We start from the raw sequence: 13,536 nt of genomic DNA, 5'->3' as shown, positions 1-13,536 counted from the left end.
GTTCTCCGGTATTTTTGTCTGACGGTCAGGCGCTGCTGCGTATGGCCGCGAGTCTGGCACGGCATGAGCGAGTCTGACAGTCTTCGCAAAAATCAAATTTATCATCGAATTGGAATATTTCTTTAGGTCCGACCACAAAGACGCCGCTTATCGATTTCAGGGGGCTCATGAGGCAGCTTTCGGACAGGATTATACCGATTTCTTCGGGATGCAGGGCATGGAAGAGGGGTATCTGCGAGGAGAGGTTCCATCCGCAGTAGCCCGGGCTGAAAGGCAGGGTGGCTGTAGCGTCGGCGTTCGTGCCGGAGTCTTTGAGATCGTTGAGGTACTCTCTTTCGACGCAGGCGGCGGCCATCTCGGCTGCCTGAGAGGCGACGCTGTCAAGCATAGCGCCGGCGGGGAAGTCGTTGGTTTCAAAGAGGCGGGTAATTTCGGCGGTCAGGGTTTCGCCGACAGTTACGGCGAACAGGGCGAGCGCATCAGACCGCGGATATATATGGCCCAGGGGGGCGTCTTTCGCGTTAGCACCGTCGCCATTGAAAACGCTCCTGAAATCATCTATAGATATTTGACTGTACATTGCTACCGGCTGCGAAAGGAGGAGGTAGGTGGAGATGGCGGCGCGGTAAAGAGCCAGAGTTTGGTCGTTGGGTGTAGCCGAGGGGGGCAGGCCCTGGGCTTGCAGGACGACTTCGGGGCCGGGGACGGTTTCTTCCGTACGGATCGTGACTATTTTGCGCATCAGTTTATCTCCGGTAGTTCATCCATGCCGCAGCGTTTTGCCCCGGCCAGCATCAGGTCGGTCAGATCGTTCTGTGCTTCTTTCGGAAGGTCGACCGGCTGGTATTCGGCGATAATATCATCGACCTGCTTGCGGGCGCGCTGCATGAGGGTGAGGCTGCCTTCTTCCTGCCACCGGGAGCGGTTAGCGCGGTCTATAACATCGGAGGGAAAGTAGATTTCATCACGCAGATACTTTCGCGTGTGGTCAGCGATGAGCAGATGCTGTTCGCGGAGGAGCTCTTCGAAGATGGGCTGTGATGGGAAATCGTCGCGGGGTTGGATGCCGCGGGCCATTCGCAGGGTCATACCGCAGATTTCGTTGTCAAGGACGAGCTTTTCGAGGCTGAAGCAGCTCTCGAAGTCGTGCATGCCGGGACCGGAGATGTTGTTGATACCGGCGAGAACAGCGAGGGTGGCGCCCATAGCCGTTTCGATACCGGCCTGGGCGTCGACGTGTTTCGAGTCGCTTAGTCCGATATATGCCTGCGTGGGCAGGTTGAGGTATTTGCCGATTTCGTTGTAGGCGCAGTCGAGCATCATGGTGCCGATATCGCCCATGGGGGTGGTTTCATAGCGAATATCGAAGACCGCCGGAGAGCCGCCGTACAGGGCGGGCGCGCCGGGATTGGTCAGTTGACTTATGACCACGCCGGAGAGTGTTTCGGCGGTGTGTTGAACGAGAGAGCCGACCAGCGTGACGGGGGCCATGAAGCCGCAGAGGGGCATGGCGACGTATTCGACGGGGATAGAATACCGGGCGCAGTCGACGACATTTTGCGAGGTAATATCGCTCCATTTGAGGGGGGATGTCGGGCAACATGAGAATATGGTCAGTGGTTTATCGGCGAGATTTTTTTCGGTGCCGCGGACGGCGAGTTGAAGATTCTTCATGGTCTCGAAGCCTTCGTTGGTGAAGGTGCCGGTCACGACCGGTTTTTCGCAGAACATCAGGCTGAGATAGAGGCGGTAGCTGTCGGAGATCTTTTCGTGCACGTCGGTGGCGATCATCGCTGTCGATTGCGAGGCGATGTGGTTCATGCCGGCCATCAGTTTGGCATAGGCGATATAATCGGGGGTGGTGGGTTTGCGGGCCTGTTGTGTTTCGCGGTCGAGAATTTTTATGGCGGTGGAGCCGGGAGTGAAGTAGCAGTTGTAGCCGGAGAGGTCGATGACTTCGCGGCCGGGCGAGTCGTAGAGTTTGAACGAGGCGGGAGCGGTCTTGAGGGCCTGGTCGATGAGTTTTCCGGGAATCCAGACGTGCCGGCCGGCAACATCGATCTTCGCACCGTGGTCGGCGAGCATGTTGAGGATGGCGGGGTTGTGGATTTCGACGCCGAGATTTTCAAGCAGCGAGCGGGCTTCATCGATGATTTTCTCGATCAATTCGTCGGTGAGGAATCTTACTTTGGGACGCACAGGGCTACTCCTTTCGCCTCGGAGGGGGAAGGTTCCCCCGGCTAAGATATAAGCTAAGATTCCCGCTGTGCGGTATCAACTAAATTCTGGCGGTTTTCAGTAGCGGATTTTTTTGCCGTAGAGCAGGTTATCGCCCCACACGGAGAGGGTGCGAGCGAAAGGCGAGCGGCGGATACCATAGCGGACGAGGTTGTGGACGAAGGTCGGGGGATGGCTGTAGGGGCAGACTTTCATGCACAGGCCGCAATCGGTGCCGATGGCACGCCAGTAGTGGAGGCACTTTTCTATATCAAGTTGCCATTTATCCACGCCGCGTATGCTTGTCTTGTTGTCGGATGGAATTGCCGCAGATGGGCAATTGGCGGCGCACTTGAGGCATTTTTCGCAGAAGTTCTGGACTCCGAATGAAATCGGCCGATCGGGTGTAAGCGGCAGATCGGTGGTCACGGCTCCGAGGCGGATACGGGGACCATATTTTGGGGAGATGAGGTAGCCGATTCGTCCCAGTTCGCCCAGGCCGGCATCGTGCGCCACCGGCGGGAGCATGATCTGGTAGTTGCTTCCGGAAATGTGTGCCCTGGCCGGATAGCCGAGGCTGCGTATGTATCTGGCAAGAGCGATTGATATCTGGGCGCCGCGGAGATACTGGAGGGCCGATTCTTCGGTGATGCCGAGCCGAGGAGCATCGCTGACCTGTTCATAATCCATTTCAAGGGTAAAGACGATCGCGAACCTGTGGTTGTTTTCGATGGGCTGTCCCCATTTTTCGGGGCCGCGCCCAACGTGAGAATAAACATACATCGGGTTGAGTCTGGCGATCCCCACCTCAGATGCTCCGGCGGCCAGAACGACCTCTTTTATCAGTCGGGTGGTGGAGTCGGCGTCGAGGGTGATTTGGTTCGGTGAGATGTCGCCATCGACCTTGGTCGTCAGGGAACGAATGGTTTCGAAGACAGCATCGGTGTAGGGCGAGCGCTGCGGGTGATAGTATTTGCCGCCGGGGGCGAGCAGTTCGGGGAGTTTTCGCATGCGATCGTCAATATCTTTGTACTCCGGCCGCGTGGAGTAATATTGTTCGTACTTGTCGGAGCCGGGGGTGTATTCTTCGCGGGAGAAGATGACATCGCGCTCATCGACGCGCCTCTCCTGTTTGCCGATGTGCAGCTTTTTCCCTGAGCCGAGGGGAAGGTAGAAAAGCAAAAGGCAGACAGCGATTATAACCGGGCCGGAGATGAGAATGAAGTCGGGTGGGTGGATGATGAAGTAGGTTCCGAACCAGAGGAGAGCAAAAAGGATGAAGGCTGTGGAAGACAGCACGGCGGCGCGCAGTTGTTCTTCGCGGAGGGATGTCAGGACGAACAGTTCGAGAAGTACGGCGACGATCGCGCCGGTGCTGAGGTAGAGCAGATGGATAAGGTTCATGAGTGACTCCGGTCTGGCATGCGGTAAATTTAAGGCGGGAGTGTTTGGGGAGCAAGGTTTAGACGTGTGGTTTTTGTTGTGTCCGGGCGTGATTTTTTGTAGAATTGTCTATTGGCATCACAGACATACGAAAGGTTGGGTATATGACGAAGCGCAGCGCTGTGGTCGTCTTCGGGGTAGTGGCGGCCGTTCCATCTTTTTTTCATGTAAACGCATGCTCGAGTTTGCTGGTGACCAGAGGGGCATCGGCAGATGGTTCGACGATGATAACTTACACGTGTGGTCCGGTTTTTCGTTCGTGTCGCAGTCGAGAGCGTGGCTGCCGAATCCTATCGGGGGTGTGACGTGGAACGGCGAAGGTATTTTTGACCGAGTACTGTGTGAAGCTCGGTGAACAGGTGGTCGAGCGGTGGCGGGGGCTTGCGGAGCATTTGATAACGAAATACAATGACGGATATGTGAAGGATGAGAACGCACGGGCGCAGGACAGCGGTTATCCCGAGGGATGGTATCGCGAGGTGTTGAAATCGGGACCGGGGAAATTTCGTCTGGCGCCGGCTGATTCATCGAGTGTCGATTGGAAGCTGGTTGATTGAAAGCGAAGGAGATGGTGAATATGTCGAGGATGCTGGTTTGTATGACGATGGTGATGATGTTCGCGGGAGGGGTGGCGGCGCAGACGGACACAATCAGGTATGTGCCCGAGTATCGTGACCCGGCGAACGAGGAACTCAGGAAGTTACACGAGGTCCGTGATGAAGTCAGAGACAGTCTGACGGATCTGGTAAAGGACCGTCAGGAGGCCCTGAAGGATTTCGAGCGCGACAACGAGAAGTGGATCAAGTGTGATTTGTCGAATATTGTCAGGCCGCAGTCGCCTGAGGCATTCGAGAGTTATTTTCATTTCCCGCCGGTACGTCAGTACTGGACCGGCACCTGCTGGTCGTTTTCGGGAACATCGTTTCTGGAGACAGAGGTCTATCGCATAAACGGTATCAAGGTGAAGTTGTCGGAGATGTACACGGTTTACTGGGAGTGGGTGGAGAAGGCGCGACGGTTCGTAGCGGAGAGGGGGAAGTCATCGACCTCGCCCGGCTCGGAGACCAACGGAGTGTTTCGGACGATGAAGACTTACGGGGCGGTGCCGGTGGAGGTTTATCGGGGGTATATCGATGATCCGCGCCATGATCACGAGGAGCTTGATCGTCAGATTCGCGAGTATCTCGGATTCGTGAAGGAAAAAGGTTTGTGGGACGAGTCGCTTGTTGTCAATTCGGTGAAGCAGATTTTGAATCGTCATCTGGGCGAACCGCCGGTGTCTTTTGAGTATGAGGGAGCGACATATACGCCGAAGGGATTTCTGGATGGTGTGTTGAAGATCAATCCGGATGATTATGTGGCGATTATGTCGACGCTGCAGATTCCGTTTTACACGCGGGGTTCGTTTGATGTTCCTGACAACTGGTGGTATGACAGCAGTTATTACAATATTCCTCTGGACGAATGGTACGCGGCGCTTAAGGGGGCGATTCGGAAGGGGTACACGACGGCGATTGGCGGGGATATTTCCGAGGCGGGGCTCAATGGAGAGGATGATGTGGCTGTCGTGCCGGATTTCGATATTCCGCAGGAGTTTATAAATCAGCATTCACGGGAATACCGGATGTACAACGAGACGACGACCGATGATCACGGCATTCACATAGTTGGGTATGCGAATTTTGATGGACGGGACTGGTATTTGGTTAAGGAGTCATCATCGCGGGGGTACTGGGGGAAATTCGACGGTTATATGTTTTACCGTGATGATTATGTGCGGTTAAAGATGATGGAATTCGCCGTGCACAAGGACGCGGTGCCGGAGATTTTGGAGAAGTTTACGGCGGCGCGATAGCCGGTGTCGCAAGAAGCCGAACTGCTATCGGAGAGCTGAGACGGCTGACTGCCCTGGTCAGAAGTCTTTGCCGATGGAGTAGCCTTTGCCGAGGGCTTTCCCCACGCCGTAGTATTTTTGAACGGTCGGGGCGTAGATGATCGGCCGGACTTTGAGCATATCCGGCAGACCGCCTTTGGCCATGACATTTTCCTCAGCTTTTACATCGATAATCTCACCGATAAATTGTGTGTGCAGGCCGATCTCGATTGAGTGGAGCAGTTTGCACTCGAGCACGAGCGGGAACTCTTCGACATAGGGAGCATCGACCAGTTCACTCCGTACCGCTGTCAGGCCGAGCACGGAGAATTTGTCGGTGTCGCGTCCGGAGGCGATGCCGAAATAGTCGGCCTCACGGACGTGGGAATCAGACGGTACGCTTATGGTGAAGGCTTTGCGCTCGACGATGTTGCCATAGCTGTAGGTGGCTTTGCGCAGGGAGACGCCCACGCATGGCGGTTTGGAGCAACATACGCCGCCCCATGCCGCAGTCATGGCATTTGGTTTGCCTTCTTTGTCGTAGGTGCCAACGACCCACACGGGCGTCGGATAGATGAGCGTTTTGGCGCCCAGAGATTTTTTCATCGGATACCTCCCGAGATCTAAGCTGGTGGCACAGATAGCCGGGTATATTCAATGTTTATTGACGGTCATATTATATGGTAAACAGTATTCGGAAACAAGAGCCGAGTGTACCCGGCGGAGTGGGCCTTCGGGCTCTGGCGGGGGCCGGAGGGGGTTAGTTGTTGTGGAATAATAGGTTGGTATCCGCTGATGGCCCGGTATCATCGGGTGAAAGTAAAAGAGGACATAAAATATCCGCATTGCTGGAACTTTGGGGTATCGGGGAATTGTTGCAGGGGTTGTAGGGTTGTATACGAAAGTACTCGTGTGCATCAAGTCTCGAATATCCGGGCGAAACTCATCAAAGGAGATCAGTTATGAAGAAGACCTTAGTGGGCGTTTTGCTATTGCCAGTGGTCTTTTTGGCCAGTTATGTGGTGGTCTTGTCCGGTGAAGAAGCCTGGATGGACCTGAAGAACTGCGAAATGTGCAAGCCGATCATGGATCAGGATCCTGCCCTGATGCGCAACATGACCTGGGAACATCACAATCTTTCCAATGGTCTTGTGTCCGTATCGACGGTAGCGCCGGCTTATTTGAGTTCTTACAACAAAGCCGGTGAGAAGATGACGAAGGTTATGGAGAAACTTGAGCGTGGCGAGCAGGTGATGTTGTGCAACATGTGTTCGGAGATGAGCCAGATCATGAAGAGCGGCAAGGTGAAGTACGAGAGCGTGATGACATCGCGCGGTTCGGTTTGCCTGACGACGACAGAAGATCCGAAACTACTCACCCGGCTCCAACAGTGGGGAGAGCGGACAAATGAGGAGCTGGCGATGATGGCGCGAAAGGTAGAGATGTCGGAAAAACCCAAACCGGGCCAGAAGGCGGGTTTGGGGTATTGATTGGTCTGAACGCTCAAACGGTTGACCGGTAGATTTTGGTACAACGGCAGGCTCTGGATTAGAATCCGGGGCCTGTTTTTTTGGGTGGGAATGCCTGTTTGGGTGATTATCCCCTTACGCCGATGTTCCCATGCGGAGATTCGGGCCGGATACAACGGAGCGTAATTTTCTCAATGTAAGAGGGTTAGGGAAAGGTGCCGAGTGAAATTATTGCTTGCTTAAGAGATAGAACATTTAGTACTTTTTTGATGCTGTATGGGCTTGCGTTGATGCCTGCCGTTAGAAGGACAAAAATCAGATTTATCGTGTAGAGAATTGTCTTCAAGCCACAATGGCGGGCGATGTAGCAGGGAGATTGCGATGCCGGAAGACGACAAAACGCAACCATCGTTCGACTCTGGAGAGCCGATAAATGCCGATCCTCTTGGTATTATTGGCTGGGAGATCGGTGGTAAGTACAAAATCCGTTCGTATTTAGGCGGTGGCGGGTTTGGTGAGGTATATGACGCCTATAATCTGAATCTTGTCGAGCAGCGCCTGGTAATCAAGTTTTTCAAGCGGGTGCAGGCCCGTGACCGGTTTGACCGGGAGGCGAAGATTTTGTGTATGCTCGACCATCCCAACATTTCCCGGGTGATTGACTATTTGCCCTCCGAAGGGGCGCTGGTGATCCAGTATATCGATGGTAAGGACGCGGCGCATATGCTTCGCGAGTCGGGACCGTTTTCGGCGGAGCTGTTTTTGCGGGTGGCGAAAGCGGTTACGGAGGCTATTGCTTATGCGCACGAGAAGAAGGTGGCGCACCGGGACATCAAGCCGGCGAATATTCTGATCGATAAGAAGGGTCATGTTTACCTGATAGATTTCGGAATTGCCAAGGAGATTGGCGGGGATGCCACCAAGACGGGTTACCAGGCGTTAACGCCGATGTTTGCCGCCCCGGAACGTCAGACGGGGCTGAGTTCGTACAATCCGTTTTTGAGCGATATTTATGAGATGGGGGTGACGCTTTTCAATTTCGCGACCAATACCATGCCTTATCGCAATCCGATCTCGCCGAGTTTACAGGAGTGGGGGGGGATTCATTCGGAGAGACTGTCTCCCCAGTTGAAATACATTCTCAGGAAGGCTACGCATCCTGATCCGGGTTCGCGTTACGAGTCGGCCAATGAGATGGCGGCGGACATGGCGGAGCTCAAAGAGGTTTATATCAAGCCGAGAAAGGGGAAGGTTGGGATTTTGATAGCCGCTGTGGCGGTGGTGGCAATTGCCGCCGGCGCGTATTTCGGGCGTGATTATATAGGCAGTCAGTTTTCTCCATCGGCGACCTCGGAGCAGACCACGCAGCCGGCAGAGACAGAGTCTGTGACAGGGGAGCAGGTTGAACAGCCAGTCCGGCCGCCGGTCGTGGTGGAGGAAAAGCCGGTGGTTCAAAAGCCTGAAGTTGAGGTGGCGGAGAAGCCGGTAGAAAAGCCTGTGGAAAGGCCGGCCGAACAACCGTCCGAGCAGGCTGTGGCTCCGGTGGTGGTAAAGAATCCGGAGCTTACGGTGGGTGTTGTTCCTTCGGGAGTGAATGAGCTTTTCGTGGATGGTCGCAGGCGCACGCCCGGGCAGGCTTTTGAAGCGGCGGCGGGTTCGCATTCGGTAGAGGTTGTACACTCAGATTATCCGATTCTTCGCAAGACGATAAGGATGCGCGATGAGCCAACGAGTGTCACTTATGAAATGAACAGGGAGTTTGCGCGATCCGATACATTGAGTCTTCAGCTGGCGCTTTTCCCGCCATCGGAGCAGAATCTGGTTGAGTTCAGACTTAATGGTAAGGAGCGGCGCTATACTCAGTTCCCGGTTTTCGATCTGATGTGTCTGGAGGGTGAATGGAAGCTCCAGGCGGAAATGATTCCGATTAATACCGACGCTGGGACGAGTCCGAAGATAGATTCGTGCGTTGCGTTTCCTTACGGTGGGGGAGAGCGGCAGGTGGTCAAAGGCGCAAAGGGGGAAATTAAACTGGTTGCCGGCGCGAACGGCAATGTGGTTCCGCTATTAATATACTGGTCACAATAAGGAGTAGAATACATCAATCTAAGGAGGTATTATGTACAAACGAGCCGGTTTACTGAAAACCGTGGTGATACTGGCATTGATTGTCTATATGCAAGCGCTGGTATTACCGCAGGTGGTACAGGCTCAGACGACCGATTGTTCTTTCGATAAAAGTAATCCTACTATCGAAAACGCCCGTTACAATTTCCGTATTACAAATTACGACTGTGCCGAGCAGGAGCTTCAGGCGCTCTTAGCCCAGAAGGATCTGGATATTCAGGCCAAGGCTGACGCGCACGTGCTTCTGGCATCGGTGTATTACGCCAAGATCCGCAACAACGAGGAGAAGCAGAATTTGGTGATCGAGCAGTTCGTGGCGGCATTTCAGGCGTTTCGCAACTGGCGCGGTGACCTGGACATCAAATCGCCGGAGTTTATGGCGATGATGGCGCAGGCGCAGGAGCTGGTTGACAAGCAGGAGGATGTCGAGGGAGCGGTTAAGGAAGAGGTTGCCGAGGAGGTAGCCGAGGCTACTCCCGAAGTAGTTCCCACGGAGCAGATCGAGGAGACGCCGGTGACAGTGATAACGCCCCAGGAGAAGAAAAAGGGGCCATGGTACAAGCAGTGGTGGGCCATTGGTCTTGGGGTTGGTTTGGTGGCGACGGCCGTAGTGGTTGCCGGTGGCGGCGGCGGTGGCGATGAGGAGCCGGCTGACAACACGCTACCGGACTTCCCGGATCCGCCGGCCAAACGTTAACGTGAGACAAGCAAAAACGAGAAGAATGGATAAACCAGGAGGAAAAGAGATGTTTCGGACAGTTAAATTTGGTTTGGCTGCGGCCATTATACTTGTGTTGATGGCGGCGGGAGTTTTCGCTCAGGCGCCGGGGACGATGACTTATCAGGGGAAGTTGACGGATGACGCGCTGAATCCGATTTCGAGCGCCACGTTTGTTACTTTCAGAATCTACGACGCTGAAGACGCGGCAATTGAGACAGAATTGTGGGCGGATACCATGACGGTCATTCCAAATGAACAGGGTGTATTTACGGTGGAACTTGGGGGGACGGAGCCGTTTCCTCCGGGCCTGTTTGATGGCAATGTGAGATATTTGGGGATACAGGTGGAAGAGGATGAGGAGATGATGCCTCGTCAGGCGATAACATCGTCGCCGTATTCGATGAGCGTGGGAAATGCGCCGGCCGTGCGCACAACGTATATTTCGTGGGCGAGTATCGGAACCTCGCCAGCGTCTCTGGGCAGTATCAGTGTTCAGGTAACAAAGCCCGGCTATCTCGTTGTGGAAGCATCCGGTTTTATGGAGTTGTATTCATCGACTAGCTATTCACACAATATAGTCGTAAGTCTCAACGCTTCCAGTTCGACCATTGACTGGACGTCATCAGCCTACTTGACCACGAGGATCGAGACTTCCAGTGGGTATCATTACAATAATTTCTGCATAAAGAAGATCGTACCGGTGACGCCGGGCGCTTATACATATTATCTGGTTGGCGACGGCAGTTCCTCTGTCACAATCGCCACACTGTACTATACGAATCTTGTCGCCACTTTTATTCCAGATGCTCTGACTGCGCCGGTCACCGCTGCTCCCGAGATGCCTTCGGAGCAAAGGCTTCCGGCAACATTTTTGGAGAACGTTGAGGACAGGTAAGATGCTTTTCACGAAACCCTCAGAACAAAAGACAGAGGTGAGATATGAACAGATATGATAGAGACTATCGTGAGAAGCGTCGGTTGCCATTCACCTGTAATCTGCCATACCCTGTGATGACGTTAACTGTCGTCTTGTTTGTTTTTATGGGTGCCGGTATGGTGTTCGGACAGGCGAGCAGCGGCAGTTTCACACTGGTAGCCGGCGGGCTGGTGGGAGGCGGCGGCACAAGTGCCTCAGCATCGGCCGTGATCACCGGAGTCATACCGACATCGGTGAGCGGTGTAACATCGAGTACCAATTACACAGCGGCGAGCGGCGTGATAGGCATTGCCTACACTACCGGACTGTTGACGGCCGGTTATGCCGGAGGAGCGATTCAGACCGTGACGCCGGGCGATCATCTGCTGAAGGTGGGCTATGCCGGCGAGCTGGGTACCGCTACGGGGACGTTCAATTACAGGTATGGCGGCAGGGTGACGTATACATCGGTGCCGATGGTGGCTGGCACGGGAGATACGCTTCAATATAACTGTCCGGCGTCCCTTTTCAATCTGCGAGGGCTGGAGTATTTCTTTCAGGTGTACCGGGGGACATCGATAGCCTCGGTTGGCACGCCGACAGCTCCCTATGTATTCAGGGTGCAATACACCAATGAAGAGTGCCGGAGTTTTCAGATGGGGCCGCGCATCTACGCGATTGTCGGGGTTCCCGTATCGGTATCCGGCGGCAATACGATAGCTGATGTATTCGTGGATGATCTGGGCGCGTTCAATACCGAAGTGTGGCGTCTGGCGCGCTGGAATGCCACGACGGGATCGTACCAGGAGTATGCCAGCGCTCCGGCGGTGGTGCCGGGACGAGGATATTGGGTTATCACGAGGGACCTGACGGATTTCGGTGTGGCAGGTGTTTCGATGGTGCCCAATGCGACGTACGGCGGCAACCGGTACTTGTCCATACCGCTGCAGGCAGGCTGGAACCAGATCGCGAATCCGTTCGCGTTCCCGGTGTCGCTTCTTGAGGCGGTGGTTAATGACAACGGGACGATGACATCGGACTTCACCGGCCGCATTGAAGATGTAGGCTATTACTATAACGGAAGCAACTATTTCACGCAGACGACTTTTGATCCCTGGGACGGCGTGTTTCTGTTCGCGGAGAAAGCCGGCGTAGAGTTGTGGCTTCGTTACCATGAGCAGGGTACGGCGGGCAAGGCGGTGGTAGATGACTTACTCGTCGAAAAGGCTGCTCCATCGTGGCAGATGGAGTTGACGATGACATCGGGTGACCTCGGCGACGTGGCGAACTATGTCGGGGTGTGCGCTGACGCGAACATGGGAGCCGATGTCAATGACTACCGTGAGCCGCCGATGGCCCCGGAAGGAGTCATGCTCGCTTACAAGCTGCCTGATGGGAGCGAAGGTCTTCGCCGGACCGATTACCGTCCGGAGTTTGCCAATGGCGCCACCTGGGATGTGGTCTTCTCGGAGGGCAGCGACCGGGTAGTGACAGCCAGAGGTGTTGAGTCTATTCCTCAGGGAATGGAGGCGTGGCTGATTCTAACGAACGCCGGGACTTTCAGGCTCGGAGAGGGGACGGAAGTGCGTCTTCCGAATGACGTTTTCTCCGCCCAGTTGGTAATTGGAAATGACGGTTATGCGGCCGGAGAGGTATCATCGGCGCTGCCGAATCAGTTCGGGCTGAGCCAGAATTTCCCGAACCCGTTCAACCCGACGACATCGATCCGGTTCGCCCTGCCGCAGGCGTGCCATGTTGAACTGGTAGTGTACAATATGCTCGGTCAGAAGGTGCGGACGCTGGTGGATCAGCGGATGGATGCCGGGCATCAACTGGTCGAGTGGGACGGTCGCGACGGCGGCGGTCAGCAGGTGGCCAGTGGTGTTTATTTCTACCGGTTGAACGCGGCGGACTTCAGTCAGACGAAGAAGATGATGCTGCTCAAGTAGGGGCAGTATCGGTTGAAAATAACGCGGGGGAGACATTTGCCGGTTGGCGGATGTCTCCCGGTGCGTGTTAAATGTGAGAAGACAGGATAGCGTTTATGGGTAAACCGGCCGCGAGAATGGGTGACAGTACGGCGCACGGCGGCACGATTACGGTGGGTGAGCCGACTGTCATGATTGGCGGCGCGCCGGCGGCGCGGGTGGGTGATATGCACACCTGTCCGATGCAGACGCCGGGTACGCCTCCGATTCCTCATGTGGGCGGGCCGATCATGCTGGGGAGTATGACGGTGATGATTGCCAATAAGCCCGCGGCCAGAGTGGGGGATATGTGTACCTGCACGGGGCCACCGGATTCGATAATGATGGGGTGCAACACCGTGCTCATCGGCGATAGCAGCGCCGGTGGCGGGGGGGCGGGATCGAGCGGGAGCGGCAAGGGGACGGAGAGTACGACATCGAGTACGGAGCAGCAGGAAGAGCATTACATCAGCGCGAAGGTTGTTGACAAGGGGGGTAAGCCTGTCAGCGGCGTTCAGTTCACTCTCAAAGATACCGACCAGGTAGAGACCAAAGGGACGTTGACCGGTCAGGTGAAAAAGACCGGAGTTAAAGAGGGTCAGTATGAGGTGAGTATCGCGGCCATAAAGAACGCCAAGTGGTCGACTACCAAGGCCAAAGTAGGCGATACGGTGAAGATGATCGCGGAGACGGTGGGGTTCAATTCGAGCGCCACGGCCGTGTTCCGGGTGTTTAAGAGGGATGCCAACCGGGCGGATAAGCCCATCTATGCGATTGGAGATATCAAACTCAGCGGCGGCAAG

11 protein-coding genes and 1 pseudogene are annotated in these 13,536 nt (G+C 55.0%); 8 read left to right on the top strand and 4 right to left on the bottom strand.

The window, feature by feature from the left end; all coding sequences use genetic code 11:
• Positions 1–25: 25 nt before the first annotated feature.
• The 3 genes from AB1483_04530 to AB1483_04520 form a co-directional block, all read right to left on the bottom strand.
• Positions 26–742 (bottom strand): vitamin B12 dependent-methionine synthase activation domain-containing protein, encoded by a 717-nt coding sequence (locus AB1483_04530; GenBank protein ID MEW6411725.1) that lies wholly within the window; start codon positions 740–742, stop codon positions 26–28.
• Positions 742–2,199 (bottom strand): trimethylamine methyltransferase family protein, encoded by a 1,458-nt coding sequence (locus AB1483_04525; protein MEW6411724.1) that lies wholly within the window; start codon positions 2,197–2,199, stop codon positions 742–744. Before AB1483_04525 ends, AB1483_04530 begins: the two co-directional genes overlap by 1 nt.
• 96 nt (positions 2,200–2,295) lie before the next feature.
• Positions 2,296–3,621 carry a reductive dehalogenase gene (locus tag AB1483_04520; protein ID MEW6411723.1) on the bottom strand — a complete coding sequence of 442 codons (1,326 nt, stop codon included), beginning with the start codon at positions 3,619–3,621 and terminating at the stop codon, positions 2,296–2,298.
• 365 nt (positions 3,622–3,986) lie between these two features.
• Between AB1483_04520 and AB1483_04515 the strand changes: the two genes are divergently transcribed.
• Together AB1483_04515 and AB1483_04510 are read left to right on the top strand one after the other, a co-directional pair.
• Entirely contained in the window at positions 3,987–4,217 is a 231-nt protein-coding gene (locus AB1483_04515; protein MEW6411722.1) for a hypothetical protein, read from the top strand.
• 20 nt (positions 4,218–4,237) lie between these two features.
• Positions 4,238–5,515, top strand: coding sequence for a peptidase C1 (locus AB1483_04510; GenBank protein MEW6411721.1), 1,278 nt, complete (start codon positions 4,238–4,240; stop codon positions 5,513–5,515).
• A 57-nt stretch (positions 5,516–5,572) separates the two neighbouring features.
• Here AB1483_04510 and AB1483_04505 read toward each other — a convergent pair whose 3' ends face one another.
• Entirely contained in the window at positions 5,573–6,139 is a 567-nt protein-coding gene (locus AB1483_04505) for a flavin reductase family protein (GenBank protein ID MEW6411720.1), read from the bottom strand.
• Between the two features lie 356 nt (positions 6,140–6,495).
• On the opposite strand from AB1483_04505, the gene AB1483_04500 reads away from it, so the two are divergent.
• From AB1483_04500 to AB1483_04475, 6 genes and pseudogenes are all read left to right on the top strand, one after another.
• Positions 6,496–7,023, top strand: coding sequence for a hypothetical protein (locus tag AB1483_04500; GenBank protein MEW6411719.1), 528 nt, complete (start codon positions 6,496–6,498; stop codon positions 7,021–7,023).
• Between the two features lie 360 nt (positions 7,024–7,383).
• The gene (locus AB1483_04495; GenBank protein MEW6411718.1) at positions 7,384–9,090 is read left to right on the top strand and encodes a serine/threonine-protein kinase; all 1,707 of its coding nucleotides are present in this window, start codon (positions 7,384–7,386) and stop codon (positions 9,088–9,090) included.
• A gap of 31 nt (positions 9,091–9,121) precedes the next feature.
• Positions 9,122–9,826, top strand: a complete 705-nt coding sequence (locus tag AB1483_04490; protein ID MEW6411717.1) for a hypothetical protein — start codon at positions 9,122–9,124, stop codon at positions 9,824–9,826.
• A gap of 49 nt (positions 9,827–9,875) precedes the next feature.
• Positions 9,876–10,745 (top strand): hypothetical protein, encoded by an 870-nt coding sequence (locus AB1483_04485; GenBank protein MEW6411716.1) that lies wholly within the window; start codon positions 9,876–9,878, stop codon positions 10,743–10,745.
• A gap of 44 nt (positions 10,746–10,789) precedes the next feature.
• Positions 10,790–12,715, top strand: coding sequence for a T9SS type A sorting domain-containing protein (locus tag AB1483_04480; protein ID MEW6411715.1), 1,926 nt, complete (start codon positions 10,790–10,792; stop codon positions 12,713–12,715).
• Between the two features lie 95 nt (positions 12,716–12,810).
• Positions 12,811–13,104, top strand: a pseudogene (locus tag AB1483_04475) (PAAR domain-containing protein).
• Positions 13,105–13,536: the final 432 nt, after the last annotated feature.

It is taken from the genome of Candidatus Zixiibacteriota bacterium (assembly GCA_040756055.1).
Classification (GTDB): domain Bacteria; phylum Zixibacteria; class MSB-5A5; order GN15; family FEB-12.
The sequence above is the reverse complement of the archived record's forward strand: the minus strand, read 5'-3'. Positions and strand labels throughout refer to the sequence as shown.

Excerpts from the sequence above, each read along its gene's own strand:
- AB1483_04530 (MEW6411725.1), bottom strand. The coding sequence starts at position 742 with ATGCGCAAAATAGTCACGATCCGTACGGAAGAAACCGTCCCCGGCCCC.
- AB1483_04520 (MEW6411723.1), bottom strand. The coding sequence starts at position 3,621 with ATGAACCTTATCCATCTGCTCTACCTCAGCACCGGCGCGATCGTCGCC.
- AB1483_04510 (MEW6411721.1), top strand. The coding sequence starts at position 4,238 with ATGTCGAGGATGCTGGTTTGTATGACGATGGTGATGATGTTCGCGGGA.
- AB1483_04505 (MEW6411720.1), bottom strand. The coding sequence starts at position 6,139 with ATGAAAAAATCTCTGGGCGCCAAAACGCTCATCTATCCGACGCCCGTG.
- AB1483_04500 (MEW6411719.1), top strand. The coding sequence starts at position 6,496 with ATGAAGAAGACCTTAGTGGGCGTTTTGCTATTGCCAGTGGTCTTTTTG.
- AB1483_04495 (MEW6411718.1), top strand. The coding sequence starts at position 7,384 with ATGCCGGAAGACGACAAAACGCAACCATCGTTCGACTCTGGAGAGCCG.
- AB1483_04490 (MEW6411717.1), top strand. The coding sequence starts at position 9,122 with ATGTACAAACGAGCCGGTTTACTGAAAACCGTGGTGATACTGGCATTG.
- AB1483_04485 (MEW6411716.1), top strand. The coding sequence starts at position 9,876 with ATGTTTCGGACAGTTAAATTTGGTTTGGCTGCGGCCATTATACTTGTG.
- AB1483_04480 (MEW6411715.1), top strand. The coding sequence starts at position 10,790 with ATGAACAGATATGATAGAGACTATCGTGAGAAGCGTCGGTTGCCATTC.